A 24,318-nucleotide genomic window follows, 5' to 3' on the forward strand; every position below is an offset into this window, starting at 1 on the left:
CACATTCCGCTCGTTGCGGAGATGCCGCACGGCGGCTACAAGAAGTCCGGCTACGGCAAGGACCTGTCGATGTACGGCTTCGAGGACTACACCCGCATCAAGCACGTGATGGCCAACATCGAGTCCTGAGCGACCCGAAACACGTACGACACACCGAGTTCGGCAGCCTGACCCCACCACCGTCCGCCCCACCCGCGAGGAGAACCCGATGACCGAGCGCCTCAACCCCGAGCAGATGTCCCCCGTGCTGCGCGCCGCCCTGATGCGTGGACTCACGTCCCGCCGAGCCCTGGTCACCGGCGCGCTCGGCCTGGGCGCCACCGCCGCACTCACCGCCTGCGGCAGTGAGGGCACCGCCACCTCCACGGCCAGCGGCTCGGCCTCGAAGACCGCTGCCGCGGCCCAGGACATGAGCGACACCGAGAAGGTCGTCAACTGGTCCAACTGGACCCAGTACATCGACGTCTCCGAGGACGAGAAGACCCGCCCGACGCTCGATGCCTTCACCAAGGACACCGGCATCACGGTGAACTACACCGTGCTGCCGGAGAACGAGCTGCGGGACAAGGTCACGCAGGACGTCGCGACCCAGGCAGGCCAGTACGACGTCGCGACGGTCGGGGCATACGAGGTGCCGATCTGGGCCAAGAACGGGTGGCTGCACGAGGTCGGTGGGTATGCGAGCAAGGACCCGGCCTTCGACATGGCCGACATCCTCAAACCGATGGTGCAGTCCCTGTCGGGGCCGGACGGCAACCTCTACGCCATCCCCTTCTACGGCGAGTCCTCGATGCTGATGTACCGCAAGGACGTGATGGCGGCAAAGGGGATCACCGTTCCCGAGCGGCCGACCTGGCAGGAGGTCGCCGACATCGCTGCCAAGGTCGACGGGGCAGAGCCGGGCATGAAGGGCATCTGCCTTCGCGGACTGCCGGGGTGGGGCGAGATGTTCGCCCCTCTGACGACCGTCGTCAACACCTTCGGTGGCACCTGGTTCACCAAGGACTGGAAGGCGCAGGTCAACTCCCCCGAGTTCACGCAGGCGGTGAAATTCTACGCCGACCTGATCAAGGCGCACGGTGAGGCCGGCGCCTCCCAGGCCGGGTTCAGCGAGTGCCTCAACGCCCTCAGCCAGGGCAAGGTCGCCATGTGGTACGACGCCACCTCCGCTGCCGGTTCGCTCGAGGACCCCAGCATCAGCAAGGCCGCAGGCAAGATCGGCTACGCCTACGCGCCGGTCGTCAAGACGAAGACCTCGGGCTGGCTGTGGACCTGGGCCTGGGCCATGCCCAAGACCACCAAGAAGGCGGACCCGGCCTCGAAGTTCATGCTGTGGGCGTCCGGCAAGGAGTACGAGAAGCTGGTCGGCGAGAAGCTCGGCTGGTCCCGCGTCCCGGCCGGCAAGCGCGCCAGCACCTACGAGATCCCGCAGTACAAGACCGCCGCGGCGGCCTTCGGCGACATCACCCTGAAGTCGATCCAGGGGGCCCAGCCCACCGACCCCGGCGTCCAGCCCCGCCCGACGGTCGGCGTCCAGTTCGTCGGCGTCCCTGAGTTCGCCGATCTCGGCACGAAGGTGTCGCAGCAGATCAGCGCCGTCCTGGCCGGCAACGGCACCGTTGACCAGGCCCTGGCCGACGGCCAGAAACTGGCCGAGACGGTGGCAAGCAAGTACGCAGGCAAGTAGCCCGACGGTCCCGGGCCGCGGCGGTGGTGTGCCGCCCGGCCCGGGCCGCCGGTCAGCGCACCACCCGACGGCCTCGACCAAGGAGTGACGATGACCGCTGTCGCAGAACGAACCTCGCCAACGGGATCACACCCGTCGCGTGAAACGACCCAGCGGTATCGCTGGAAGCGTCGCGGGCCGTTGCTCCCGGCGCTGGTCTTCACCATCATCGTGACCCAGCTGCCGTTCCTGATCACGATCGCCATCTCCACACTGCACTGGAACGTGCTCCAGCCCGGCCAGAGCAGCTTCCTCGGCCTCGGCAACTACGACAGCTTCGCCGGCCTGAAGAACTACGCCACGATCTTCACCGACGACCGCCTGCGGACCGCTGTGGTCAACACCGTCGTGCTGACGGCGTCGGTCGTCGTCGTGAGTGTGCTGATCGGGCTGGGGCTGGCGATCCTGCTCGACCGGAAGTTCCCCGGGCGCGGTCTCGCCCGGACCCTGCTCATCGCCCCGTTCCTGGTGATGCCCGTCGCGTCGGCGCTGTTGTGGAAGCACGCCCTCTACAACCCCGACTACGGCCTGTTCAACGGCACCCTCAACTGGATCTGGCGTCTCTTCGGCGCCAGCGAGGGACCGGTGATCGACTACGTGTCATCCACCCCGATGCCAGCGGTCGTCGCCGCACTGGTGTGGCAGTGGACCCCGTTCATGATGCTGATCCTCCTGGCCGGCCTGCAGGCCCAACCCGGCGACGTCCTCGAGGCGGCCAAGATCGACGGCGCCACCGGCGCGCAGACGTTCCGCCACATCACGTTGCCGTTCCTGCGCCAGTACCTCGAGCTGGGCACGTTGCTGGGCTCGATCTACGTGGTCCAGACCTTCGATGCCATCTTCACCATCACCCAGGGCGGTCCCGGCACGGCGACCACCAACCTGCCCTATGAGATCTACCTGACCATGTTCCGCAAGTACGAGTACGGCGAGGCCGCCGCGGCCGGAGTCGTGGTGGTGATCGGCACGATCATCGTGGCCACCTTCGCCCTGCGCACCATCAGCTCGCTCTTCAACGAGGAGGTCTCCACATGAGCACCCTGGCCCCCCACCGCCCCCCCGCGGCCACCGGCACACGAGCGGCGATCGGCCGTCGGATGCGTCTCCGCAAGGTCAACGACGACACCAGCGCGCGAGCGGGCGCATGGTGGGCCATCGGCACCTGGGTGCTGACCCTCCTGTTCTTCGCCCCGGTGGCGTGGATGGTCCTGACGTCCCTGCACCAGGAGTCCGACGCGGCAACCAACCCGCCCTCGCTCTTCGCCGGGATCACGTTCGCCAACTACGGGTTGCTGTTCGACCGGGGCGTGACCCCGTTCCTCATCAACTCGGCCACCGCGAGCATCGTCTCGACCCTGCTCGTGCTCCTGCTCGCGGTGCCCGCCGCCTACGCACTGTCGATCAAGCCGGTGACCAAGTGGACCGATGTGATGTTCTTCTTCCTGTCCACCAAGTTCCTGCCACCGATCGCCGCGCTGCTGCCGATCTACCTGATCGTCAAGAACGCAGGGATGCTCGACAACGTCTTCACCCTGATCATTCTCTACACCTCGATGAACCTGCCCATCGCGGTGTGGATGATGCGCTCCTTCCTCGCCGAGGTCCCCAAGGAGATCCTCGAGGCCGCCGAGGTCGACGGGGCGGGCCTGCTCCGCACCCTGTGGAACGTCGTCGCCCCCGTCGCCGCTCCGGGGCTGGCCGCGACCAGCCTGATCTGCTTCATCTTCAGCTGGAACGAGTTCATGTTCGCGGTGAACCTCACTGCCGTCCGGGCCTCGACCGCGCCGATCTTCCTCGTCGGCTTCATCTCCAGCCAGGGCCTGTTCCTGGCCAAGCTCTGCGCAGCCGCCACCCTGGTGTCGCTGCCGGTGCTCATTGCCGGCTTCGCCGCCCAGGACAAGCTCGTCCGCGGCCTCTCCCTCGGCGCCGTCAAGTGAGGTCCCTCAGCGCCGAGGCACTGTCCGCCGTCGCGGACACCGTGCCGACGCCCACCTACGACCGGAGGCAGGTCCGGACGGGGATCGTCCACATCGGGGTCGGCGGCTTCCACCGCGCCCACGAGGCTGCCTATCTCGACCACCTGATGAACGACGGCAAGGCCCTCGACTGGGGCATCAGCGGGATCGGGCTCCTGCCCCACGACCGGCACATGCACGAGGTGATGACCGCCCAGGACTGCCTCTACACCATGGTCGTCAAGCATCCCGACGGATCGTTGCACCCCCGGGTCGTCGGCTCGATCGTGCAGTATCTCTTCGCCCCCGACGACCCGGAGGCCGTCCTCGAGCTGATGGCCGACCCGGCGACCAGGATCGTCTCCCTCACCATCACCGAGGGGGGCTACCTCGTCCACCCGGTGACCGGCGAGTTCGACTCGGACGACCCGGCCACCCAGAAGGACCTGCGCCCGGACGCGACGCCCACCACGGCCTTCGGGTTCATCACCGAGGCCCTCTCGCGCCGACGCGAGCGCGGCCTGCCACCGTTCACCGTGATGTCATGCGACAACATCCCCGGCAACGGTGAGGTCGCACACAAGATGATCGGGGCGTTCGCCCGACTCAAGGACCCCGAGCTCGCGGACTGGCTCGAGAGGGAGGTCAGCTTCCCCAACTCGATGGTCGACCGCATCACCCCAGTCACCACCGACGCGGACCGGGCCTTGCTCGCCGAGCAGTTCGGGGTGGAGGACGCCTGGCCGGTCGTCTGCGAGCCGTTCACCCAATGGGCGTTGGAGGACCACTTCGGTGCTGGTCGCCCACCCTTCGAGGACGTCGGCGTCCAGATGGTCGACGAGGTCGAGCCCTACGAGCTGATGAAGCTGCGGCTGCTCAACGCCAGCCATCAGGCACTCTGCTACCTGGGCTACCTCGCGGGATACCGCTACGTGCACGAGGTGTGCCGGGACCCGCTCTTCACCCACTTCCTGCTCGGCTACATGGACCGCGAGGCGACCCCCACCCTGGCCGCCGTTCCCGGAGTCGACCTCGAGCAGTACAAGCATCAGCTGATCGACCGCTTCGCCAACCCCGAGATCCGTGACACCTTGGTCCGGCTGTGTGCCGAGAGCTCGGACCGGATCCCCAAGTGGTTGCTCCCGGTGGTCCGGGAACAGCTGGCCAGCGGTGGGGAGATCCGGCGCTCGGCGCTGGTCGTCGCCTCCTGGGCCAGGTATGTCGAAGGCGTCGACGAGCAGGGCCAGCCCATCGAGGTCGTCGACAGGCTGCGGGAGCAGCTGATCGAGCGAGCCGGCCGCCAGCACGCGGAACCCCTGATCTTCATCGCCAACCGTGACCTCTTCGGCGACCTCATCGACGACGAGCGATTCGTCCTGGCCTATCGCGAGGCCCTCGACTCGCTGCACACACACGGTGCTCGCGCCACGCTGGAGGCAGCAGCGCAGGGTCAGGCCTGACGGCACGCGTGGTGGCCCCGACCGGACCGGGCCCCATCGACGTCAGGTGCGCTCGGGGCCCTTCGGGTGCTCCACCGACGCGTCCGACCCGGGAAACACCAGCGACTCCTGCCCGTCGTCGTGGCGGACGAGGTAGGGCGGCTCTCCGTCCCGTCCCCGGATCTCGATGATCTCGGACGTCTGGTCGGGCCTTCCGACGACCCGGCCGTGCACGTGCAGCCGGTCACCCACGATCGCGCGCATGGCTACTCCTCTCCAAGGGCCCCACCAGTACAGCGTGCACCTTCCCGCGGGCCAGCGGAAGAGGGACGAGCTCTCACCCCTGCCCAGGCTCAGGAGATGCGTCGCGCCATCGCCGGGTCGGGAGCACCGACAGCCTCGGGGTGGAAGATCGCGGCGAGGGCCTCGACGCCGTCGACGAGGCGCGGCCCGGGCCGGGCGAAGGAGGCATTGGCGTCCACCGCCCACACCGGGACCCCGTCGGGCAGGGTCCCCCGGGCGACCAGCTCGGCGGCGAGACCGGCCGTCTCCTCGAGGTGGTAGCCGCAGGGCGCGGCGATGATCACCTCGGGCCGACCAGCGAGCGCCTCGGGCCAGGTGATGCGCACCGACTTCTCGCCGGCGCTGCCCGCGACGTTGCTCCCGCCGGCCCGCAGGACCATCTCCGGCACCCAGTGACCGGGCGCGAAGGGCGGGTCCGTCCACTCCAGGACGAGGGCCCGCGGTCGGGGGCGCCCGGCGACAGCCGACTCCACGGCATACAGGCGCTCGCGCAGCGTCTCGACGAGGGAGCGTGCCGACACTCCGCAGCCACTGGCGTCGCCGAGCGTGACGACCGAGGCGAGCACCTCGTCGAGCGTGTGGGGGTCGATGGTGAGGACCTCGGCGCGGCAGCCGAGGTGCGCCAGGGCCTCGTCCACGACGGAGACGTCGACCGCACAGACCGCACAGAGGTCCTGGGTGACCACGAGGTCGGCATCGAGGTCGGTCAGTGCCCCCGCGTCGAGGTGGTAGAGGTCCTCACCGGCGTGCATCCGCTCGGTGACCGCGACGTCGATCTGCGCCGGGGTGAGCCCCTCGGGCAGCGAGGACGTCGAGACGATCCGGCGGGTGCGCGCCTCCAGCGGGTGGTCGCACTCGAAGGTCACGCCGACGACGTCGTCGCCCGCACCGACGGCGAAGAGGATCTCGGTGCTCGAGGGCAGCAGGGACACGATGCGCATGGGTCGACGATAGGCGCCGGCAGGAGGAGCACCCCCACGCAGGTCGGGTCAGGTCGCGGCAGCGGCGAGCGTCGCCCCGTCCGCGGTGCGCACGTCGACCGCCCGGATGTCCGCGGCCGCCATCCAGCACGCCGCGGAGAGGGTCGTGCGCCCGGACGGTATGCCGCGCCAGCTGGCGACGCTGTAGCTGTAACCGGCCCGGTTCGTGACCCAGAGGTAGAGGACACCGCTGGTGGGCAGCCCGGAGCCCGCGACGTCGAGCTGCGTGCCCCAGGCCCGGGTGACGAGGTCGATCTGGACGCTTGCGGACCCGGTTCCTGCGGGGGCTGCCACGACCCGCGACGTGGGGGCGGCCTGGACGCGGGCCAGCACCGGCCCGATGCTCGCGCCGAGGCCGCCGGCGGCGAGCGCGAGGACGACGGCGGCAACGGCGACGCGCCACCGCTGGGCGCGGCGGCGGGCCCTGACCGCCTCGAGGAGGAGGTGCGGGACGGGCACGGAGGCGACAGGGTCGGTGGTGGTGGCGGTCGCGATGAGATCCAGGTCGGACACGGGGGGCGCGGCGAGGTCGAGCAGTGCTGGCAGGCCGGAGAACTGGGCTGCCTCCTGCTGGCAGGCCGGGCAGGTGCGCAGGTGCCGCGTGAAGGCATGGTGCTCCTCGGGCTCGAGGCCGCCGAGGATGAACGCACCGAGGAGCTGGTGGAGCTCGGCGGCGCGCTGGGTGGCGTCGTCGTGGGTCACTGGGTGACTCCCATCTCGTCGAGGATGGCCCGCAGGGAACGGACCGCGTAGAACGCGCGGGACTTCACCGTGCCGGCCGGGATCCCGAGGGCGACGGCCGCCTCCGCGACGGTGAGGCGTTGGTAGTAGAGGGCGACCACGGTGGCCCGGTGGTCCGGCTGCAGCCGGGTCAGGGCGTCCTCGATGAGGATCTGGTCGAGGGCCCGGTCGATCTCGACCACGGGATTGGTGGCGCGGGGGTCGATCCGGGCCCGTGAGTCGTCGTCACGGTCCTCGGCCACCTCGATGACCCGACGGCCGGCCGCGCGGTGCATGTCGATGAGGATGTTGCGGGTCGTGCGCAGGAGGTAGGCCCGCATGCTCGTCACCTCGGGCGCCTGGCGCCAGACCCGTAGGATGGCCTCTTGGACGACGTCCTCGGTGCGGGCCCGGTCGACCGAGGTCCGGCCGATGAACCGGCGGAGTGCGGGCGCGTGCTCACGGTAGATGTCGGCGACGACGTCCTCGTCCAGGGGCATGCCCAGACCTCCCTTCCCGGCTCCTCCCCATGCTCCCCGACGGCAGGGGACCCGGGGGGGAAGACGCCCAAAGAGCCTCGCCGGTTCAGGTGAACCGAGACCGGGCTCCTGGCGTCTACCCGGGTGGCGCCTGTGGCGCCCAAGGGGGCAGGGCCACACCCAGATCCCGAGGAGCAGACATGGACAGCCGCCGAGTCATCAGCCTGGTCGGGGCAGTCCTTGCGGCGACCTCGCTCGCCGCGTGCGGGTCGAGCACGACCACCCCGAGCGCCCCGAGCGCCGGCGTCTCCGCCGCGAACGCCCCGGGAGCTGCGCTGGCGCTGGCAAAGACCACCCTCGGTGAGGTGGTCGTCGACGCCAAGGGCATGACGCTCTACATGTACACCAAGGACACCCAGGGCTCGGGCAGGAGCACCTGCACGGGACAGTGCCTGGCGGCGTGGCCCCCACTCCTCGTGGACGCCACCCCCAGCGTCCCGGGCATCACGGGGAAGCTGGCGACGATCACCACTCCTGACGGCAAGAAGCAGGTCACCCTCGACGGCTGGCCGCTCTACTACTTCGCCAAGGACACGTCTCCCGGTGACGTGACGGGGCAGGGCGTCGGGACGGTGTGGTGGGTCCTCGCCGCGAGCGGCACCCCGATCCAGGCGGCGGCTGAGGGCGGCAACTCCGGCTACTGATCCCGCTGACGAGGGTCCGCGGCGCTCAGGCCTGCCCCGTCCGGCGCAGGACCTCCTGAAACCACTCGACGCCGGTGTCGAAGGTCTTGCCGCCCGCGATCCGGTCGAACTCGATCGCCCGCAGCTGGTCCCCCCGCTCCTCGTCGTGACCGACGACGCCGGGGATCCCGGCCCGCGCCGCGTCCACGGCGACCTCGACCATCTGCCGGATGAGGTCGAGGTCGGCGGCGTTGGCCGGGGCCGACCGGGAGAAGTACCCGCTCTTCTGGACGAGTGTCTTCTCGGCCCCGAGCAGTCCGGCGAACTGCTCGGCGAACCACCGGCCGGGGTTGACCGCGTCGAGCCTGACGTGGCCGAACGGGTCGCGGGGCACCTCGTCGCCGGCCGCCTCGAGCTGCTCGACGATCTCCGTCACCCCGGCCCCCTCGGACAGGAAGATGTTGACGCAGCCGCTCTCGTCCATGACCGTGCGCAACCGGGCCGCCTCCCCAGCCATGTCGATGCCGGCCTCAGGGACGTAGACCGCGTGGATGTCCCACCGCTCGGGGGTGAGGCCGATCGACGGCACCCACTCCTGCGCTGCGTGCCACGCCTGGTAGGCCCGCGCCGCGGCGCCGGTCAGCCAGCCGCAGCCGCGACCCATGACCTCGTGGATGATGAGCATCCGGGGGTTCGCGCCGTGCTCGGCGAGGACGTGCTGGGCAAACCGGGAGGACTCCTCGGCGGCCGTGGAGGCTCCCAGGGACTGGCGGATCGGGATGATGTCGTTGTCGATCGTCTTGGGCAGCCCGACGACGGTGAGGTCATAGCCGCGCTCGTGGAGGAACGCCGCGAGGTCGGCCGCCGTCGTGTTGGTGTCGTCGCCACCGATGGTGTGCAGGACGTCGACCCCGTCGGCGCGCAGCTGCTCGGCGGCGACCTCGAGCGGGTCCTGACCCTCCTCGATGAGACCCCTGCCCACGAGGTCGGCGGCGTTGGTCAGCTTGACCCGGCTGTTGCCGATGGGACTACCGCCAAAACCGTGCAGCAGGTGCGCCCGCGATCGGGCCGCGTCGTCGATGACGATGCTGTTGCCGGCCAGCACCCCGTGGTAGCCGTGCTGGTAGGCCATGAGCTCCACGTCGGGCACGAGCGCGGTGTAGCGCTCGATGAGACCACCCACGGCCGAGGAGAGACACGGGGCGTAGCCGCCCGCGGTGAGCAGGGCCACGCGGCGAAGGGTTCGAGCCATGCTCCTGAGCCTAGGGCCGTATGCCGGGATGCGAGGTCCCGTCCCCACCACCTGGGCGGCGGCCGCTCAGAACCCGGCCACCAGGACCTGTTGAGACCCGGGACGTGCCAGGACCAACGTCTGATGCGACTGACACTCGTCCTGAGCGGCGTGCCGAACGTCCCGCGGAGTCGCGTCCGTGTGACCACGACGGCGTCGGCCTGCGCCGGAGAACTTCTGTCGCCCGCCGATCGCGTCAGGAACGTTGGGAGAGCTGGACGCTGGCGATGGGTCGGAAGCCCGCCGCGAGGACGGTGCGCAGGGCCCGGGCATTGCCGGGCGCGACGGCTGCCACCATCGGCTCGCCCTCTGGACCCGCCATCGAGGCCTCGCGGATCATCGCCACGGCGTCCACCCGGCCATCCGTCTCGATGCCGAGCTCCAGCAGGCCGCCCAGCCCTCGCCCGACCGTGACGAGCGCGGCGATCCCGGGGTCGGCGAACCCGAGGACCCGCACGTCGTCCCGCAGCCGCCTCGCGAGCTGCACCCGGGGGTGGCTCTCGAGATCCAGACGCTCCACGAGGGCACGGGGAAGGACGGTCGGTGGGCTGGCGACCAGGACCGCGTCGAGGGAGTCGATCCAGCCATCGGCACCGGCCAGGCTCTGAACCACGTGGGGGGCGTGCGCACCGCCATAGCCCCCCGGCGCGAGGCGGCGGAGCCCCTCGTCCGAGACGTCCTCGTCGACGGCCAGGAAGGCGTGGCCGGTGAAGGCGATGACGGCACCGAGCCCCTTGCGCCACGGAGCGATCCGCTCCCACCCGCCGTCGACGACCGGGAACACCCCCTCGTGGGCGTCGACGATGAGGGCACGCAGGGTCCGCCCCTGGGACATCGCGCTTCGCGTCGACACGGTCCCGCTGAACCAGATGTCTGGTTTCCGGTGTGGTCGAGCGGGTAGGGTCGCGGCGAATGGGGACCGACCCCGTCACTGATGCCGGGCCGTTCGCCCGGCTGAAATGGAGTGCAGATGATCGTCCTTGGCATCATCCTCGTCATCATTGGCCTTGTGGTGAAGTCCCTCAGCATCCTCGTGACCATCGGCGTCATCCTGCTGATCGTCGGCGCGGTGCTGTTCATCCTCGGCGCCACCGGGAGGGCGGTGGGCGGACGCAAGCACTGGTTCTGATCGACCCGGTGGCGTGTCGGCGGAGGGGTCCGGCGCGGCGTCGCCACAGCGCCCCGTCCGGCCGTTGCCGGACGGGGCGCTCTGCATGGCGGCAGCCTCGGACAGATGCGAGGTCGTCCGCCTGAATGTCGGTGATGGCGCCGACGTGACCGGACGAATGACGGGACGCGGACGTGGATCGGTGACGTCCTGAGCGTGCCGCGCAGCCAGCATCCGGTCGTTCGTCCCGCGCTCGTGCTGCTCATGCTGACGCCCGGCCCATCGAGCACCCTCGCACGAGCGCACCGAACCCGCGGCCCCTGACGACCCACCCTCATGTCGGAGGCCCGGGTTTGCGACGGGGCCGCGGTGGGTAGGTCCACAGGGTCTCGAGCAGACGGGACACGTGTGGCACGTGTGCTGGAGGCTGCGATGATACCGGTCGGAACGCTGTCGGTCCGCGAGCTGATCGTCGAGCTCGCGCTGGTTGAGGAGGCCCTGCGTCGGGACCTCCGCCCGGGAAGCCCGGTCGCCGATCGCCGGGACGAGGCTCTGCACGAGCGCGGCAGGGCCATCATCGAGGAGCTGCGCCAGCGCAGCACGTCCCGACCCGCCCCGGGCGACCTGCCAGCGGCCGCGACGCTCGTCCTGCCTGGCCCGTCAGCCGCCGAGGAGGCGGTCGCCGCCGACCCACACGCCGGCCGTGTCAGCGACGCCACCGAGGGCGAAGACGGCGGCCAGGGCCTCGTCCGGACCCTGCGCGTGGCGCAGGACCGTGTCGAGCGTGCTCCCGGGGGCGGGCCGGATCCAGACCGCGTCGAACGCGCGGCCCACTGACAGCTCACCCACCTCGTCGCCCAATCCGAGGGCCAGGGCGCCCGAGCGGGTCGCGAGGTGGAGCAGGTGCGCGGAGGTCAGGGGCAACCCGTCTGTCCCGAGCAGCTGCTGCACGAAGGAGGCCTGCAGCCCCTCCTTGAGCAGCGAGAATCCCGTGCCTGCGCCGACGTCCGACCCCAGGGCCACCGACACGCCGTGATCGACGTGGCGGCGCAGCCCGAAGAGCCCGCTGCCCAGGGCGCAGTTGCTGCTCGGGCAGTGCGCCACGACCGACCCCCGCGCGCCGAGCAGGGCCAGCTCCCGCTCGGTGACGTGGACGTCATGGGCGAAGATGCTCCGGCCACCCACGAGCCCGTGGTGGTCGTAGGTGTCGAGGTAGTCGAGGCGGGCAGGGAACTGTGCCGCGACCTGGGCGATCTCGGCGAGGTTCTCGTTGAGGTGGGAGGTGAACCACGCGCCCTCGACGTGGGTGAGCAGGGCCGCACAGGAGTCCAGCAGCGCCTCGCTCGACGAGAGCGAGAAGCGGGGCGTCACGGCATACCTCGTCCGACCGACCCGGTGCCACCGCGTGGCGAGGGCCAGACCCTCCTCGTAGGCGCGCTCGGGCGTGGTGAGCAGCTCGGTGCGTAGCGCCCGGTCGCTGACCACGAGGCCCGACGTGACCCGCAGGCCCACCCGGGTGACCTCGCTGAAGAGGGCGTCGACCGCCGCGGCGAAGTGGGCACCGAAGACGAGGGCGGTGGTCGTGCCGGCCGCGACGAGCCCGCTGACGAACTCCGCGGCAACCTCCTCGGCGTAGGCCGGGACCGCGAGCCGGGTCTCCTCGGGCAGGGCGTAGCGGTGCAGCCAGTCGAGCAGGGGGAGGCCGAGACCACCGATCGCGCGGACCTGCGGATAGTGCACGTGGGTGTCGACGAACCCGGGCAGCAGCATTCCGCCGGGCAGGTGGACGACCTCCTCGTGGGGGTGGTGGCTGCGCACCTCGGCGTAGGGGCCCCGCGCCCGGATGACCCCGTCCTCGACGAGCAGGCCGGCATCCTCCTGCGAGCGCAGCAGGCCTCCGGTGAAGGGGTTCTCGGGGGTGTCGAGGACCGTCGCGCGGTAGAGGGTCATCGACGGGGTCGTCCAGCGGCGCGTTCGCGCTCGAGGGTCCGGACGAGGTCGGCGGCGATGCTCAGGGCGATCGTCGCGGGGTCCTTCCCGCTGAGGTCCGGCAGCCCGATCGGCGTCGTGATCCGGGCCAGGTCGGCGGGGGTGTGACCCTCCTCGGCGAGACGTCGCGTGAAGCGGCTCCACTTCGCGGCGGAGCCGATCAGGCCGATCGACCCGAGGTGGGTGCACCGCAGGGCGGCGTCGCACAGCGCGACGTCCTCGGCGTGGTCGTGGGTCAGGACGAGCACGTGCGTCCCGGTCGGGACCTGGCCGAGGACGACCTCCGGCACCGGCGCGTGGTGCGGGTGCACCGAGGCGCTGCCCGTGAGGACGTCGGCCAGGCGGTGCGGGGAGAGGTGCTCGGCACGGGAGTCGACGAGGTGCAGCTCGAGGTCGTGGCGCGAGAGGATCCGCGCGAGCTCCAGCCCGACGTGGCCGATCCCGAAGATGGCCACCGACGCGACGACGGCGAGCGGTTCAAGCAGGAGGGTGACCTCGCCGCCGCAGCACTGGACGCCGTGCTCGGCGGGTGCCCGGTCGGTGAGGGAGAGCGTGAACAGCTCAGGTATGCCGCGCTGTTGGGCGAGCATCTCGCGGGCCCGGGCAAGGGCCGTCGCCTCGAGGTTGCCCCCGCCGATGCTCTCCCACGTGGCGTCCTGCGCGACGACCATCTTGGCCCCCGCCTCGCGCGGGGCGTGCCCACGCACGGCGGCGACGGTCACGACGACACCGGGGCGACGATCGCGGCGCAGCTGCTCGACGGCGGTGACCCAGCTCATCGACCCACCTCGCCGGGCGAGGCGGCGTGGACTGCTGTCGTCGCAGCGGACGTCGCCACGGCCTCAGCGGACGTCCCCGCGGTCTTCGTAGAGGCCTGGGCGGCCTCCACGGCCCAGTAGACGGCCTCTGGCGTTGCGGGCGAGGCGAGGTCGACGCCATGCCCCGGTGGGCCGAAGGCGGCGGCGGCCTGGCGCAGGGCCTCCCGGACGCTGAGCGCGAGCATGAGCGGCGGCTCGCCGACTGCCTTGGAGCCGTAGACGACACCGTCGTCGTGGGCGTCCTCGAAGAACGAGACGTTGAAGACCTGCGGCATCTCGGAAAAGCTCGGGAGCTTGTAGGTGCTCGCGGACGGGGTCGTGAGCCGGCCACGGCCGGGCCCGTCGCCGGTGTCCCACCGCAGGTCCTCCAGGGTGAGCCAGCCGGCGCCCTGGACGAACCCGCCCTCGATCTGGCCGAGGTCGATGAGCGGGGAGAGGCTGTCCCCGACGTCCTGGACGATGTCGACCCGCCGCAACCGGTAGCTGCCGGTGAAGCCATCGACCTCGACCTCGGTGGCCGCGGCCCCGAAGGCGAAGTACTTGAACGGCTCGCCCTGCATCCGGGACATGTCCCAATGCAGGCCCTCGGTGCGGTAGAACCCTGCGGCCCACAGCGAGATCCGTTGGTGGTAGGCCAAGTTGACGACGTCGTCGAACGCCAGCACCTGGTCACCGCGGTCCGACGTCACCCTGCCGTCGGCGAAAAGGACGTCCTGCGCGCCGACCCCGAGCGTGCGAGCGGCAACCTCCGCCAGCCGCCAGCGGATCTGCTCGCAGGCGTGCTTCACCGCGCCCCCGTTGAGGTCCGCACTCGAGCTGGCCGCCGTGGCGGACGTGTTGGGCACCTTGTCTGTCCGGGTCGGCGCGAGCCGCACCCGGGCGAGCGGCACCCCGAGCGAGGTGGCCGCGACCTGGAGCATCTTCGTGTGCAGGCCCTGGCCCATCTCGGTGCCGCCGTGGTTGATCAGGACGGAGCCGTCCTTGTAGACGTGGACGAGAGCGCCCGCCTGGTTGAAGGCGGTGAAGTTGAAGGCGATCCCGAACTTCACCGGGGTCATCGCCAGCGCCCGCCGCCGGTGCGGCTGGGCGGCGTTGAACGCGGCGATCTCGCGTTGCCGGGCCAAGACGTCGCCTGATGCCTCCAACTGGGACCAGATGGCGTGGATGCGCTCGGCGTGGCGCACCCGCTGGCCGTAGGGGGTGGCCTGACCGGGCGTGTAGAAGTTGCGTCGGCGCAGCTCGCCCGCGGCGATCCCCAGCAGGGGAGCGCACCGGCCGAGGATGTCCTCGACGACGAGCATCCCCTGCGGACCGCCGAAGCCCCGGAACGCCGTCTGCGAGGTCTTGTGCGTCCTCGCCACCCGGCCGTGGACCTCGACGTGGGGCAGCCAGTAGGCGTTGTCGACGTGGCAGAGCGCCCGGGCCAGCACCGGCTCGGACAGGTCGAGGCTCCAGCCGCCGTCAGAGGTCAGCGTCGCCTCGAGGGCCTGGAACCGCCCCTCGGCGTCGAACCCGGCCCGCCACGTGGCGTGGAAGGGGTGGCGCTTGCCGGTCATCGTCAGGTCCTGGGTCCGGTTCAGCCGCACCCGGACCGGACGCCCGGTGAGGACGCTGCCCAGCGCGGCGACCGCGGCATACCCGTGCGGTTGCATCTCCTTGCCCCCGAAGGCGCCGCCCATCCGCAGGCACTGAACCGTCACCGAGTGGCTGCTGAGGCCGAGGACGTGCGCGACGACCTCCTGCGTCTCGGTCGGGTGCTGGGTGCTGCTCTCGACGAACACCTGGCCGGCCTCGTCGACGTGCGCCAAGCAGGCCTGCGTCTCGAGGTAGAAGTGCTCCTGCCCGCCCATCTGGATCTCGCCGGAGAAGACATGCGCCGATGCCGCGAAGCCGGTTCCCACGTCGCCGCGCCGGATCGTCGGCCGGGCGCCCTGGAAGCTCTCGGCGGCGATCGCCTCCGCGAGGGTGATGATCGAGGGCAGTGGCTCGTAGTCGACCTCGACGCGGGCTGCCCCGAGGCGCGCCGCCTCCTGCGTCTCGGCGAGCACCCAGGCGACGGCGTGCCCGTGGAACATCACCTCGGTGGGGAAGAGCGGCTCGTCGTGCTTGGTGCCGGAGTCGTTGGTGCCGGGGACGTCGTCGGCCGTGAGGACGCGGACGACCCCCGGGACGTCCATCGCCGGTGTCGTCCGCAGGCCCGTCACGAGCGCGTGGGCGTGCGGTGCCTGGACCGGCCAGGCGTGCAGGACGCCGTGGGTCCTGGCGGCGAGGTCATCCGTGTAGAGGGCCTTGCCGCTCACGTGCAGCGCCGCGCTCTCGTGCGGGATCGCCCTGCCGACAACGGGATCCACGGGTCGTTGGGACAGGGCGGTCATGCCTTCGCCCCCTGGTGTCGGAGGTCCTCGGCGTGGAGCCGGAGCAGCGCCTGGCCGAGCATGGCCGAGCGGTATGCCGCGCTGGCCCGGTGGTCGTCCAGCGGTGTGCCCTCGCTGCGCAGCACGGCCGCGGCCTCCCGGACCGTCTCGGGTGTCCAGGGCCGGCCGGTGAGAGCCGCCTCGGTGGCGTGTGCCCGGATCGGCGTGGCCGCGACCCCGCCGAGGCCGATCCGGGCCCGGATGACTTCGCCCTCCTCGACGACGAGGGCGAAGGCCACGGCGACGCTGGAGATGTCGTCGAAGCGCCGCTTGCTGATCTTGTGGAAGGCGGTGATCTCGGCCAGGGGCAGTGGGATCCGGACCGCCCGGATCAGCTCGTCCGGGCGCCGGAGCGTCTCGCGGTAGCCGGTGAAGTAGCCATCCACCGGCACCTCGCGCTCGCCGCCGACGCAGGTGAGGACGACGGTCGCCTCCAGCGCGAGCAGGACGGGGAGGGTGTCGCCGATGGGGGACCCCGTCCCGAGGTTGCCGCCGATCGTGGCCCCGTTGCGGATGAGGCGCGACGCGAACTGCGGGAGGAGGTCGTCGATGAGGGGGACGCGCCCGCCCAGGCCCTGCTCGATCTCGGACAGGGTGAGGGCGGCGCCGAGCTCGATCCGGTCGGGCCCGGCGTCGAGGGTGCGCAGCTCGGGGAGCCGGTCGACGGCGACGGTGAGGGCGGCCCGGCGGCCGTGCAGGTTGACCTCCACCCCCCAGTCGGTCGAGCCCGCGACGAGCACGGCATCTGGGTGGGAGGCGAGGAGCGTGAGGGCCTCGCCCAGATCGGTAGGGCGGACGAACTCGCCGTCTGCGGCGAGCAGCCGGGTGGCGACCGGCTCCGGTGCGGCAGCGGTCAGCCGCGCCGCGAGGGCGTCGCCCGGTGACGGGTGGCCGAGGGCGTAGGCGGCGTCGCGGATCGGGCGGTAGCCGGTGCACCGGCACAGGTTGCCGCTCAGGGCGTGCAGGTCGAAGCCGTTCGGTCCGCGCTCGGGGTCGCGCTCGTGCTCCTGGCCGCTCCCGTTGGTCCGGCCGGTGCGGTAGAACTCGGCGGCCATGCTGCAGACGAAGCCCGGGGTGCAGTAGCCGCACTGCGACCCGCCGCGCACCGCCATCTCACGTTGGACCGGGTGCAGGTCCGCTGGCGTCCCCAGCCCCTCGGCGGTGACGACCTCCTGGCCGTCGAGGGAGGCCGCGGGGATGAGGCAGGCGTTGAGGGCGGTCCACTGGCTGCCCTCGCCGTCGGGGCGGGCGACGAGGACCGAGCAGGCACCGCACTCGCCCTCGGCGCAGCCCTCCTTGGTCCCGGTCAGCCCCTGGTCTCGCAACCAGTCCAGCGCCGTGGTGTGGGCCCTGATACCGCGCAGGCTGAGCGGTCGGCCGTTGACCATGACCTGATGCCCGTCCGAAGCCCTCATGTCCTGCTCCCGCCACGCCGCCATGGTCCATCATCCGCCCCGAGCCGCGCGTGACGACAGAGGGGCATGGTTGGTGAGTGACGTCGGGCCGCAGGTCAACCTTGCTCAGCTCAGCCGTGCTCAACTCAGCCATACGCAGCGACGTGTCCCGATGACGTCGAGAACGATACACAGCGGATCGGCACCACGTCAGTGAGCCTCAGACGAGGCGGTGGCCGATGCCTGTCGCAGCGGCGCGCAACGAGCCACGCAGGACTGGGGTCGTCAACGGACGGGAGAACGACGGGCGCTCAGGAAACGCGTCCGCGGCCGCGGTGTACCAGGGTCAGCATCGGGTGGCCCGTCATCATCGGGACACTCCACAAGCCGTCCGGGTCCGGCCACTGCTCGTCGATCGCCTGGGCCCACTGCCGGCATACCCGCTTCGGTCCGGACGTCAGCAGGTGCGCGCCCCCACTCCGTGCCCTACGAGGTCCTTCCTCCAACGGTTCTGCCCGCGACGTGGCTCGGCCATGACTCCCTGACCGGGCTATCGATCCGGCGTCGCGAGGATCTTGAAGAGCATGGTGTTGACGTCGGTGAGGGCTTGGACGTCGATCCGTCCGCGATGCTGGTCCAACCGGGCCTTACGCAGGCTGGCGACCAGACCTGGGGCCGCCCAGCCACCGCCCAGCTCGACTCCGAATCCGGTGTCGGGCTCGGTGTCGAACACGGGCACCACAGACGGTCGGCCCGCTGGGAATCTCGTTGTACACCGTGGAGGAGATCACCACCACGCTGGTGCCAGCGTCGATCCTCCAGATGTCGCCCCTGCGTGGGGAGACGCTCAACGCCCTGCCAGCTCGTCGAGATGGCGATCGGCCCACGCCTCGGTGAACGCTCCGGCATCGAGATGGGCCACCATCCATCGGTCATGCGCCGCACAGCGCCTCCGCATGTCCTCGACGTCGAGGAGACCCTCGATCCATGAGTTCATCGACTGATGGTCGGCATCGGCATAGCGCTTGACCGCCTCGTACGCCGCTCCGGCCACCGGTCCCACTCACCTCCCCGTCCCACGACCACTGCCGGATGCGCAGTCCGTCCGGGACGTGATCTGGGACCGGTGGTAGCGGGACATCGTGGTGGTGGTCGCCCACGCGAAACAGTCGGACAGCACCTGCCGGAGCCGGCCGTCGCTGGCGAGGCCGACGTCTGCCAGTGCCTGATCGAAGCAGGCGATCGCTCGACGGTCCATCTCCTCGTGCGGGCCGTTGCCACTGTGCATCCGCACCACTGAGGTCTCGTCGCCGTAGGAGTCTGAAGAGGTCGTCGGACCCCCGAGTGCCTCCATCTCGTCGGCCATCACCCTGGCTTGCCATGCACCGGCCAGGCGCAGCAAACCGTCGGCACCACCCGCAGCCTCGTACAGGGTCTGCATGGTCAAGGATGGCACGCCGCCTCGCCACCGTTCCACTACCGTCAGCTGCCGCGGTAGGTCGAGTAGCCGTAAGGGGCGAGCAGCACCGGCACGTGATGGTGCTCGTCGGGATCGGCCACGGTGAAGGTGATGACGACCTCGGGGTAGAAGCCGGTCCGGTGGGTCGCCGCGAAGTAGGACCTCGTGTCGAACCGGAGCCGGTAGTCGCCGGCCTCGAGCCGGTCCGGCCCGATCACCGCCACCCGGCCGTCGTCGTCGGTGACCCCGGCCCCGAGCGGATCGCCGGCCACGAGGTCCGCGCACGGGGACAACGCCGACTCGAGGGTGACGCGGACCCCGCGAGCCGGCATACCCAGGCTCGTGTCCAGGACGTGGGTGCTCAACGTGCCCATCTGCTCAGACCACGCTCTCGAGTCGGAGCACCGCGATCTCGCGCAGCGCGCTGGTCGTCTCGGCCCGCTCGGCCGGGTCGTCGTTGGCGAGCCGGCGGGTCAGCTCGGTGAGGATCTCGGCGGCGGAGCGCCCCGCTGCGCGGATGATGAAGACCCGGGCGAAACGCTGCTCGTAGGCCTGGTTCCCGGCGGACAGCCTCGCGGCGGCGTCGGCGTCCGAGGCGTCGACTCCCGCCTGCTCACGCCGGGAGTATGCCGTGTCGTGCCCCCGCGTGGGCCGCTCGCCGATGCGCGGATGGCCGGACAGGGCGCAGGCGAGCTCCTCGTCGGTGAGCGCTGACGCCGCGTCCTTGGCGCGCTCCCGCAACGCCTCGAACGTCGGATACGGCCGACCGTCCGCGACGTCGGCGGCCCACCGCGGCACGGCGAGGCACCGCAGGAGGCGGTCCTGGGCCACGGGGGAGGACAGGAGGTTGAACGCGTCAACTCGGGTGCCGGGATCGGCGCGGGGCATCGTCACTCCAGCTCGTCTATCGGGCGTCGTCGCGGGTCACGGTGGCCTCGATCAGGCCGTAGGGGCGGTCGGCCGCGATGAAGACCTCGCCGTCGTTCTCGATCCCGAAGGGGGAGAGGTCGACCAGGAAGTGGTGCTTGTTCGGGGCCGAGAAGGTGATCTCGGCGATCTCCGGATGCGCTTCGAGGACGGCGGACCCCATCGCGTAAAGGGATTCCTGGAGGGCTCGGCTGTACGTCGTCGCGAACGTCTCGAGCAGGATCGACCGAACGGCGTCGAAGGTCGCGTTCCAGCCGCCATCTGGCGGCTCCGCCTCGGCGTAGCACCAGCGGGTCGTCAGGGACGTCGCGAGGATCCGGTCATCGGCATCGGGGAGCGTCGTGTATCCGTCGCGCAGGAAGCCCTTGAACTCGGCGCCCGTCGACTTGAGGACGACGAGGTCCTTGATTCCGGAGACGACCCGGGCGCGGTGTCCGTCGCCGACCTCCTCGACGGTGACGACGCTGGTGCGGGTGTCGCCGCCGCGACGGACGAAGGCGTGGTCGTGCCCGGCGCCGTCGACGACGATGCGGTCCCAGGCGTATTCGTCGACCTCGATCCGGGCTCCGGTCGCGGCGGAGGCCGCGTCGAGGAAGTGCCTGCCCAGCGTGAGGGCGTAGTCCTCGGGGGAGCTGACCCCACGCTCCTTGGCGAAGGCGAACGCGGTGTTCCTCTGGGTGTCGGTCGGGAGGATGTGCGACTGGTCGCCATCGGTGTGGGCCGCGGCGAAGTCACCCCGCAAGGAGGTCGAGACGTTGAGGTCGCGGATCTCGTGGCGGGCCGTGTCGCGACAGATCCGGACGACGCGGTTCTCGGCCTTGCCGTACTGGTTGGGTCCCAAGACGATGCTCATGCTCTGGTCTCAGGCCTCTCCCTCGCGCATGGCGCCACCGTAGACCGGATCGCCCGACTGCGTCTGGAGGACGGGCATCGGAGTGGCGAAGAGGGGATGGCACGATGACGTGCGTGGAGTCCCGTGGGCAGGTCGGTGCCGACCAGGCGGCGGCCCTGCTCGGCGTCCGCCTGCAGACGATATATGCCTACGTCAGCCGCGGCCTGCTCACCCGCACCCACCTGACCAACGACGCGGGACATCGGGTGTCGGGCTTCGGGCGTGACGAGGTCCTCCGTCTCGCGGCCGAACGCACCCGGGTCCGGTCCGGGTCGCTCGAGGTCCTCGTCGAGACCGACCTGACGATGCTCGACCCCAAGGGCGCGCTCTCCTTCCGGGGGCACCCGGTGGGTGCCCTCGTGGGCTGGCGCTTCGAGGACGTCGCCGAGCTGCTCTGGACCGGCGTCGAACCCGGCCCCGGCAGGTCCCCGTGCTGGGTCCTCGAGGAGCCCGACGCCGAGGTGGCCAGGACCGTCGCCAGAGCCCTGCCCGCCGCGGCCTCGGACGTCGACCGGATCCGCTCGGCCGTCATCGCCCTGGGCGCAGCCGACCCCGACCGCGACGATCTCGGCCCCGACCACGTCCTCGCCGTGGGCCGGCGCGCCATCCTCGGCGGCATCGCGTCGATCCCGTTGCGCGGCAAGCAGATCGACGCCTCAATCGACGACACGCCCGACGAGACGGTGGAAGCGCGACTCTGGGCCCGGCTGTCCGCGCGGCGACCCCACCCGGGGGAGCTGGGGGCGTTGCGCACCGCACTGATCCTCCTCGTCGACCACGAGCTTGCGGCCTCCACGATGGCCGCCCGGATCGCCGCCGGCACCAGCGCGGACCCGTGGCTCGTCCTGCTCACCGGGCTCGCCGCGATCGGTGGGACCAAGCACGGCCGCAGCAGCCTGCTCGCCGAGGACCTCCTGCGCGTGCTGCGGCGCGACGGCACGAAAACCCTTGAGCAGTATGCCGTGCAGCCATCGGTGCCGGGGTTCGGGCACCAGGTCTATGTGGAGTCCGACCCGCGGGCCGAGGCGCTGCTCGACCTGGTGGCCGCCCTCGACCCCCAGGGGTGGCCGCTCGTCGAGGACCTCCTGCTCGCGGTCAGTCGCAGCCACCGCCAGAGTCCGAACGTCGACCTGGCGCTCGCCGCGCTGGTCGTCGCGTGCGACCTCACGCCGGGGGCCGGCGAGACGATCTTTGCGCTGAGCCGGATGGTCGGCTGGGTCGCCCACGGCCTCGAGGAATATCCCCGAGGGCTGCGCTTCCGCCCCCGAGCCGTCTACACCGGCGACGACGCGGTGCGCTGAGCGATCGGTGGGACGGGCTGCGGAGGCGGCGGCCCGGCATACCGGGCGCTGGGCCTGATGATCTTGCGGTCGCGGGCCTGCTCGAGGATGTGGGCGGTCCACCCCATGACCCGGCTCACGGCGAAGGTCGGGGTGAACATCTCGCGGGGGATGCCGCACTCGTGCATGACGACGCCGGCATAGAACTCGACGTTGGCCCTCAGCAGCCGACCCTCGCGAGCCTCGTCCAGGGCCGCGTTGACGGCCGACTCGGCGTGGACGGCCAGGGCCACCAGCGGGCCGCCCAGATCCTGGGCGGTCTCCTTGAGCAGCTCTGACCGCGGGTCGGGGCCGCGGTAGATCGGGTGCCCGAAGCCCATGATTCGGTGGCCGCCGGCAAGCTGGGTGTCGGCCCACGGCCGGGCGCGTTCGGGGGAGCCGATCTCGTCGAGGGCGTCCAGGGCCCGGCTGGGGGCGCCGCCGTGGAGCGGACCGGAGAGCGACCCGAGCGCGCCCACGACGCAGGCAGCGACGTCGGCGCCGGTCGAGGCGATGACGCGGGCGGTGAAGGTCGACGCGTTGAACCCGTGGTCGACGGTCAGGCAGAGATAGCGCTCGACGGCGCGGACCGCCCGCTCGTCCGGCTCGCCGCCCGTGAGCATCCAGAGGTGGTTCGCGGCGTAGCCGAGGTCGGCGCGCGGGGTGAGGGGCTCCTCGCCCTGGCTGCGGCGCCACGCCGCCGATGTCAGGACGGGCACCTGGGCGGCGATCCGGATCAGGTCGGCCTCACGCTCGGCGTCGGTGAGGTCCCAGATCGGCGCGAGTCCGAGCGCGCCGCCGAGCGCCGAGAGGCTCGTCCGGAGGCCGGTCATGGGGGAGGTCGTGCCCCGGGTCGCGACGGCGACGGCGTCGAGCTCGCCGCGCACGTCGTCGGGCAGGCGCTGTGCGGTGCTGATCGTCGCCCGGAACGCCTCGAGCTCGGAGGTCGTCGGCAGGTGACCACGCAGGAGGAGGTGCCAGACCTCCTCGATCGAGCAGCTGCGGGCCAGGTCGATCGCGTCGTACTGACGGTAGTGGTAGAACCCCTCGTCGCCGCGCACGTCGCTGAGTCCGGTCGTGGCGACGACGACGCCGGCCAGGCCTGCCGGGACCGGGACCTCCGGCCCGGGGGCGGACGTCGTACGGGACGAGGAAGGGGACGTGGCGCTCGGCGTCCCGTGGGTGGCGGTGCTCATGCCTCACGGTCCACCGGGGGACGGTCGGGGGGCAACGTTGACCGCGTCAACGTTGGGCGCCCCCCAGGTCGCGGGCGCTCAGCCCCGGGGTGGCAGGATCCCCTGCTGGGAGGGGACCTGGTCCTGGCGCAGCAGGCCCACCGGGCAGGTCATGCCGTTGGGGCCGTGGTTGCAATAGCCGCCGGGGTTCTTGTGCAGGTAACCCTGGTGGTAGTCCTCAGCGAGGTAGAAGGGACCGGCGTCCGCGGCCGACCGCATCTCGGTCGTGATCTCGCCGAAACCGTTGTCGGTCAACACTTTCTGGAACGCGTCACGGGTGGCGACGGCCGCCCGCTCCTGCTCGGGGGTGCTCCAGTAGATCGCCGACCGGTAGGCGGTGCCGACGTCGTTGCCCTGCCGCATGCCCTGCGTCGGGTCGTGGTTCTCCCAGAACTCCTTGAGGAGCAGCTCGGGGGAGGTCTTGGTCGGGTCGTAGACAACCCGGACGGCCTCGGCGTGCCCGGTGCGACCGGTGCACGTCTCCTCGTAGGTCGGGTGCGGGGTCAGGCCACCCATGTAGCCGGCGGCCGTGACGATCACGCCCGGCTGCTTCCAGAAGATCCGCTCGACGCCCCAGAAGCAGCCCATCGCGAGATAGAGCTCCTCGGAGCCCTCAGGCCACGGACCCTCCAGCGGCGTGCCGAGGACGACGTGCGTGGGAGCCACGGCATACGGCCGGGTGGTGCGTCCCGGGAGCGCGTCGTCAGCGGTGGCCATGGTCGTCTTCTTGCCCAGTCCGAAAATCACCCCTCCAGTGTCACACGGGCGTCCGGGGGCCCTGCGCGCCGGCACCTTACGGTTGCCTTGCGCGGGACCGGCCGCGGGCTCGAACAGCAAACCCGGTTGAAGCGCTGCGGGGTGGGTCGCTGATCTGCACCCGTTTACCGCCCGTGCCGCCGGGGTGTCGGCATGGCCCGTTGCCACGCTTCACGCAACTCGCATCAACGACGGTCACGATCCTCCTGGACGATCTCGGTCGCCCACGCGCTCGGGACCCGACCTCCAGGACGTCCTCGATTCGCACGCTGGGCAGGGCCTCAACATGACACCGCGAGGAGGCGGTGGCGAAGGCCGGGCGGAGGCAGTTGCCGCGCAGGAGGTAGCGGGTCGGGCTCGTAGTGAGCGGCGATAGCCTGCCCCCATGACCTCCCCGCCCGCCGATCACGGTTTCGCCACCCGCGCCATCC

Annotated in this window: 26 protein-coding genes; 8 read left to right on the forward strand and 18 right to left on the reverse strand. The window is 71.1% G+C overall.

Going from position 1 to position 24,318, the window contains the following annotated elements; genetic code table 11:
* The 5 genes from ACLL9L_RS08305 to ACLL9L_RS08325 all read left to right on the forward strand — a co-directional run.
* On the forward strand, positions 1-129 hold a 129-nt coding region (locus ACLL9L_RS08305; protein ID WP_411284199.1), incomplete at its 5' end, for an aldehyde dehydrogenase family protein.
* A gap of 79 nt (positions 130-208) precedes the next feature.
* Positions 209-1,687: an ABC transporter substrate-binding protein gene (locus tag ACLL9L_RS08310; RefSeq protein ID WP_411284176.1), complete on the forward strand. Its 1,479-nt coding sequence runs from the start codon at positions 209-211 to the stop codon at positions 1,685-1,687.
* A 90-nt stretch (positions 1,688-1,777) separates the two neighbouring features.
* Entirely contained in the window at positions 1,778-2,761 is a 984-nt protein-coding gene (locus ACLL9L_RS08315; RefSeq protein WP_411284177.1) for a carbohydrate ABC transporter permease, read from the forward strand.
* Positions 2,758-3,663 carry a carbohydrate ABC transporter permease gene (locus tag ACLL9L_RS08320; RefSeq protein ID WP_411284178.1) on the forward strand — a complete coding sequence of 302 codons (906 nt, stop codon included), beginning with the start codon at positions 2,758-2,760 and terminating at the stop codon, positions 3,661-3,663. Before ACLL9L_RS08315 ends, ACLL9L_RS08320 begins: the two co-directional genes overlap by 4 nt.
* Positions 3,660-5,141 carry a mannitol dehydrogenase family protein gene (locus ACLL9L_RS08325; protein WP_411284179.1) on the forward strand — a complete coding sequence of 494 codons (1,482 nt, stop codon included), beginning with the start codon at positions 3,660-3,662 and terminating at the stop codon, positions 5,139-5,141. Before ACLL9L_RS08320 ends, ACLL9L_RS08325 begins: the two co-directional genes overlap by 4 nt.
* A gap of 42 nt (positions 5,142-5,183) precedes the next feature.
* Here the strand turns inward: ACLL9L_RS08325 and ACLL9L_RS08330 are convergent, their stop codons facing one another.
* From ACLL9L_RS08330 to ACLL9L_RS08345, 4 genes are all read right to left on the reverse strand, one after another.
* Positions 5,184-5,384, reverse strand: coding sequence for a DUF1918 domain-containing protein (locus tag ACLL9L_RS08330; RefSeq protein ID WP_411284180.1), 201 nt, complete (start codon positions 5,382-5,384; stop codon positions 5,184-5,186).
* An 89-nt stretch (positions 5,385-5,473) separates the two neighbouring features.
* Entirely contained in the window at positions 5,474-6,364 is an 891-nt protein-coding gene (locus tag ACLL9L_RS08335; protein WP_411284181.1) for a cobalamin-binding protein, read from the reverse strand.
* Positions 6,365-6,412: 48 nt separating this feature from the next.
* Complete coding sequence (locus ACLL9L_RS08340; RefSeq protein ID WP_411284182.1) at positions 6,413-7,105, reverse strand: anti-sigma factor family protein; 693 nt, start codon at positions 7,103-7,105, stop codon at positions 6,413-6,415.
* Entirely contained in the window at positions 7,102-7,623 is a 522-nt protein-coding gene (locus ACLL9L_RS08345; RefSeq protein WP_411284183.1) for a sigma-70 family RNA polymerase sigma factor, read from the reverse strand. The genes ACLL9L_RS08340 and ACLL9L_RS08345 overlap by 4 nt, the downstream gene beginning before the upstream one ends.
* A gap of 179 nt (positions 7,624-7,802) precedes the next feature.
* Between ACLL9L_RS08345 and ACLL9L_RS08350 the strand changes: the two genes are divergently transcribed.
* Positions 7,803-8,306: a hypothetical protein gene (locus tag ACLL9L_RS08350; RefSeq protein WP_411284184.1), complete on the forward strand. Its 504-nt coding sequence runs from the start codon at positions 7,803-7,805 to the stop codon at positions 8,304-8,306.
* A 25-nt stretch (positions 8,307-8,331) separates the two neighbouring features.
* On the opposite strand, the gene ACLL9L_RS08355 is transcribed toward ACLL9L_RS08350, so the two are convergent.
* Together ACLL9L_RS08355 and ACLL9L_RS08360 are read right to left on the reverse strand one after the other, a co-directional pair.
* Complete coding sequence (locus ACLL9L_RS08355; protein WP_411284185.1) at positions 8,332-9,537, reverse strand: pyrophosphate--fructose-6-phosphate 1-phosphotransferase; 1,206 nt, start codon at positions 9,535-9,537, stop codon at positions 8,332-8,334.
* A gap of 235 nt (positions 9,538-9,772) precedes the next feature.
* A complete protein-coding gene (locus ACLL9L_RS08360) occupies positions 9,773-10,429 on the reverse strand; it encodes an N-acetyltransferase (RefSeq protein WP_411284186.1) in 657 nt (218 codons plus the stop codon).
* Between the two features lie 117 nt (positions 10,430-10,546).
* Here ACLL9L_RS08360 and ACLL9L_RS08365 point away from each other — a divergent pair, with 117 nt between their 5' ends.
* Complete coding sequence (locus ACLL9L_RS08365; RefSeq protein ID WP_411284187.1) at positions 10,547-10,705, forward strand: DUF6131 family protein; 159 nt, start codon at positions 10,547-10,549, stop codon at positions 10,703-10,705.
* 639 nt (positions 10,706-11,344) lie between these two features.
* Here ACLL9L_RS08365 and ACLL9L_RS08370 read toward each other — a convergent pair.
* The 10 genes from ACLL9L_RS08370 to pucL all read right to left on the reverse strand — a co-directional run bounded on the left by ACLL9L_RS08370 (position 11,345) and on the right by pucL (position 20,538).
* Positions 11,345-12,634, reverse strand: a complete 1,290-nt coding sequence (locus ACLL9L_RS08370; RefSeq protein WP_411284188.1) for a guanine deaminase — start codon at positions 12,632-12,634, stop codon at positions 11,345-11,347.
* Positions 12,631-13,452, reverse strand: a complete 822-nt coding sequence (gene xdhC / locus ACLL9L_RS08375; RefSeq protein WP_411284189.1) for a xanthine dehydrogenase accessory protein XdhC — start codon at positions 13,450-13,452, stop codon at positions 12,631-12,633. Before xdhC ends, ACLL9L_RS08370 begins: the two co-directional genes overlap by 4 nt.
* Complete coding sequence (gene xdhB / locus ACLL9L_RS08380) at positions 13,449-15,866, reverse strand: xanthine dehydrogenase molybdopterin binding subunit (RefSeq protein ID WP_411284190.1); 2,418 nt, start codon at positions 15,864-15,866, stop codon at positions 13,449-13,451. The genes xdhC and xdhB overlap by 4 nt, the downstream gene beginning before the upstream one ends.
* A complete protein-coding gene (locus ACLL9L_RS08385; RefSeq protein WP_411284191.1) occupies positions 15,863-17,320 on the reverse strand; it encodes a xanthine dehydrogenase small subunit in 1,458 nt (485 codons plus the stop codon). Before ACLL9L_RS08385 ends, xdhB begins: the two co-directional genes overlap by 4 nt.
* Before the next feature lie 529 nt (positions 17,321-17,849).
* The gene (locus tag ACLL9L_RS08390) at positions 17,850-18,032 is read right to left on the reverse strand and encodes a hypothetical protein (RefSeq protein ID WP_411284192.1); all 183 of its coding nucleotides are present in this window, start codon (positions 18,030-18,032) and stop codon (positions 17,850-17,852) included.
* Between the two features lie 114 nt (positions 18,033-18,146).
* Positions 18,147-18,353 carry a hypothetical protein gene (locus ACLL9L_RS08395; protein ID WP_411284193.1) on the reverse strand — a complete coding sequence of 69 codons (207 nt, stop codon included), beginning with the start codon at positions 18,351-18,353 and terminating at the stop codon, positions 18,147-18,149.
* Positions 18,354-18,362: 9 nt separating this feature from the next.
* Positions 18,363-18,740 (reverse strand): hypothetical protein, encoded by a 378-nt coding sequence (locus ACLL9L_RS08400; protein ID WP_411284194.1) that lies wholly within the window; start codon positions 18,738-18,740, stop codon positions 18,363-18,365.
* 41 nt (positions 18,741-18,781) lie between these two features.
* Positions 18,782-19,132, reverse strand: a complete 351-nt coding sequence (uraH, locus tag ACLL9L_RS08405; RefSeq protein ID WP_411284195.1) for a hydroxyisourate hydrolase — start codon at positions 19,130-19,132, stop codon at positions 18,782-18,784.
* 4 nt (positions 19,133-19,136) lie between these two features.
* Positions 19,137-19,646 (reverse strand): 2-oxo-4-hydroxy-4-carboxy-5-ureidoimidazoline decarboxylase, encoded by a 510-nt coding sequence (gene uraD, locus ACLL9L_RS08410; RefSeq protein ID WP_411284200.1) that lies wholly within the window; start codon positions 19,644-19,646, stop codon positions 19,137-19,139.
* A 16-nt stretch (positions 19,647-19,662) separates the two neighbouring features.
* Positions 19,663-20,538 carry a factor-independent urate hydroxylase gene (pucL, locus tag ACLL9L_RS08415; protein ID WP_411284196.1) on the reverse strand — a complete coding sequence of 292 codons (876 nt, stop codon included), beginning with the start codon at positions 20,536-20,538 and terminating at the stop codon, positions 19,663-19,665.
* 113 nt (positions 20,539-20,651) lie between these two features.
* On the opposite strand from pucL, the gene ACLL9L_RS08420 reads away from it, so the two are divergent.
* On the forward strand, positions 20,652-21,878 hold the full coding sequence (locus ACLL9L_RS08420; protein ID WP_411284197.1) for a citrate/2-methylcitrate synthase: 1,227 nt from the start codon (positions 20,652-20,654) through the stop codon (positions 21,876-21,878).
* On the opposite strand, the gene ACLL9L_RS08425 is transcribed toward ACLL9L_RS08420, so the two are convergent.
* Positions 21,851-23,092 carry a citrate/2-methylcitrate synthase gene (locus tag ACLL9L_RS08425; RefSeq protein ID WP_411284198.1) on the reverse strand — a complete coding sequence of 414 codons (1,242 nt, stop codon included), beginning with the start codon at positions 23,090-23,092 and terminating at the stop codon, positions 21,851-21,853. The two genes, ACLL9L_RS08420 and ACLL9L_RS08425, sit on opposite strands and share 28 nt — an antisense overlap.
* A 78-nt stretch (positions 23,093-23,170) precedes the next feature.
* Positions 23,171-23,848 carry a peptide-methionine (S)-S-oxide reductase MsrA gene (gene msrA / locus ACLL9L_RS08430; protein WP_411284201.1) on the reverse strand — a complete coding sequence of 226 codons (678 nt, stop codon included), beginning with the start codon at positions 23,846-23,848 and terminating at the stop codon, positions 23,171-23,173.
* Positions 23,849-24,318: the final 470 nt, after the last annotated feature.

Origin of the sequence: Lapillicoccus sp. (genome assembly GCF_046595215.1) — a bacterium.
Taxonomy (GTDB): domain Bacteria; phylum Actinomycetota; class Actinomycetes; order Actinomycetales; family Dermatophilaceae; genus Lapillicoccus.

What these genes read in the sequence shown, in the direction of transcription:
- ACLL9L_RS08330 (WP_411284180.1), bottom strand. Translation starts at nt 5,384, where the DNA reads ATGCGCGCGATCGTGGGTGACCGGCTGCACGTGCACGGCCGGGTCGTC.
- ACLL9L_RS08370 (WP_411284188.1), bottom strand. Translation starts at nt 12,634, where the DNA reads ATGACCCTCTACCGCGCGACGGTCCTCGACACCCCCGAGAACCCCTTC.
- uraH (WP_411284195.1), bottom strand. Translation starts at nt 19,132, where the DNA reads ATGGGCACGTTGAGCACCCACGTCCTGGACACGAGCCTGGGTATGCCG.
- xdhC (WP_411284189.1), bottom strand. Translation starts at nt 13,452, where the DNA reads ATGAGCTGGGTCACCGCCGTCGAGCAGCTGCGCCGCGATCGTCGCCCC.
- msrA (WP_411284201.1), bottom strand. Translation starts at nt 23,848, where the DNA reads ATGGCCACCGCTGACGACGCGCTCCCGGGACGCACCACCCGGCCGTAT.
- xdhB (WP_411284190.1), bottom strand. Translation starts at nt 15,866, where the DNA reads ATGACCGCCCTGTCCCAACGACCCGTGGATCCCGTTGTCGGCAGGGCG.
- ACLL9L_RS08400 (WP_411284194.1), bottom strand. Translation starts at nt 18,740, where the DNA reads ATGCAGACCCTGTACGAGGCTGCGGGTGGTGCCGACGGTTTGCTGCGC.
- ACLL9L_RS08350 (WP_411284184.1), top strand. Translation starts at nt 7,803, where the DNA reads ATGGACAGCCGCCGAGTCATCAGCCTGGTCGGGGCAGTCCTTGCGGCG.
- ACLL9L_RS08425 (WP_411284198.1), bottom strand. Translation starts at nt 23,092, where the DNA reads ATGAGCACCGCCACCCACGGGACGCCGAGCGCCACGTCCCCTTCCTCG.
- ACLL9L_RS08355 (WP_411284185.1), bottom strand. Translation starts at nt 9,537, where the DNA reads ATGGCTCGAACCCTTCGCCGCGTGGCCCTGCTCACCGCGGGCGGCTAC.
- ACLL9L_RS08315 (WP_411284177.1), top strand. Translation starts at nt 1,778, where the DNA reads ATGACCGCTGTCGCAGAACGAACCTCGCCAACGGGATCACACCCGTCG.
- ACLL9L_RS08365 (WP_411284187.1), top strand. Translation starts at nt 10,547, where the DNA reads ATGATCGTCCTTGGCATCATCCTCGTCATCATTGGCCTTGTGGTGAAG.
- pucL (WP_411284196.1), bottom strand. Translation starts at nt 20,538, where the DNA reads ATGAGCATCGTCTTGGGACCCAACCAGTACGGCAAGGCCGAGAACCGC.
- ACLL9L_RS08310 (WP_411284176.1), top strand. Translation starts at nt 209, where the DNA reads ATGACCGAGCGCCTCAACCCCGAGCAGATGTCCCCCGTGCTGCGCGCC.
- ACLL9L_RS08385 (WP_411284191.1), bottom strand. Translation starts at nt 17,320, where the DNA reads ATGAGGGCTTCGGACGGGCATCAGGTCATGGTCAACGGCCGACCGCTC.
- ACLL9L_RS08335 (WP_411284181.1), bottom strand. Translation starts at nt 6,364, where the DNA reads ATGCGCATCGTGTCCCTGCTGCCCTCGAGCACCGAGATCCTCTTCGCC.
- ACLL9L_RS08320 (WP_411284178.1), top strand. Translation starts at nt 2,758, where the DNA reads ATGAGCACCCTGGCCCCCCACCGCCCCCCCGCGGCCACCGGCACACGA.
- uraD (WP_411284200.1), bottom strand. Translation starts at nt 19,646, where the DNA reads ATGCCCCGCGCCGATCCCGGCACCCGAGTTGACGCGTTCAACCTCCTG.
- ACLL9L_RS08345 (WP_411284183.1), bottom strand. Translation starts at nt 7,623, where the DNA reads ATGCCCCTGGACGAGGACGTCGTCGCCGACATCTACCGTGAGCACGCG.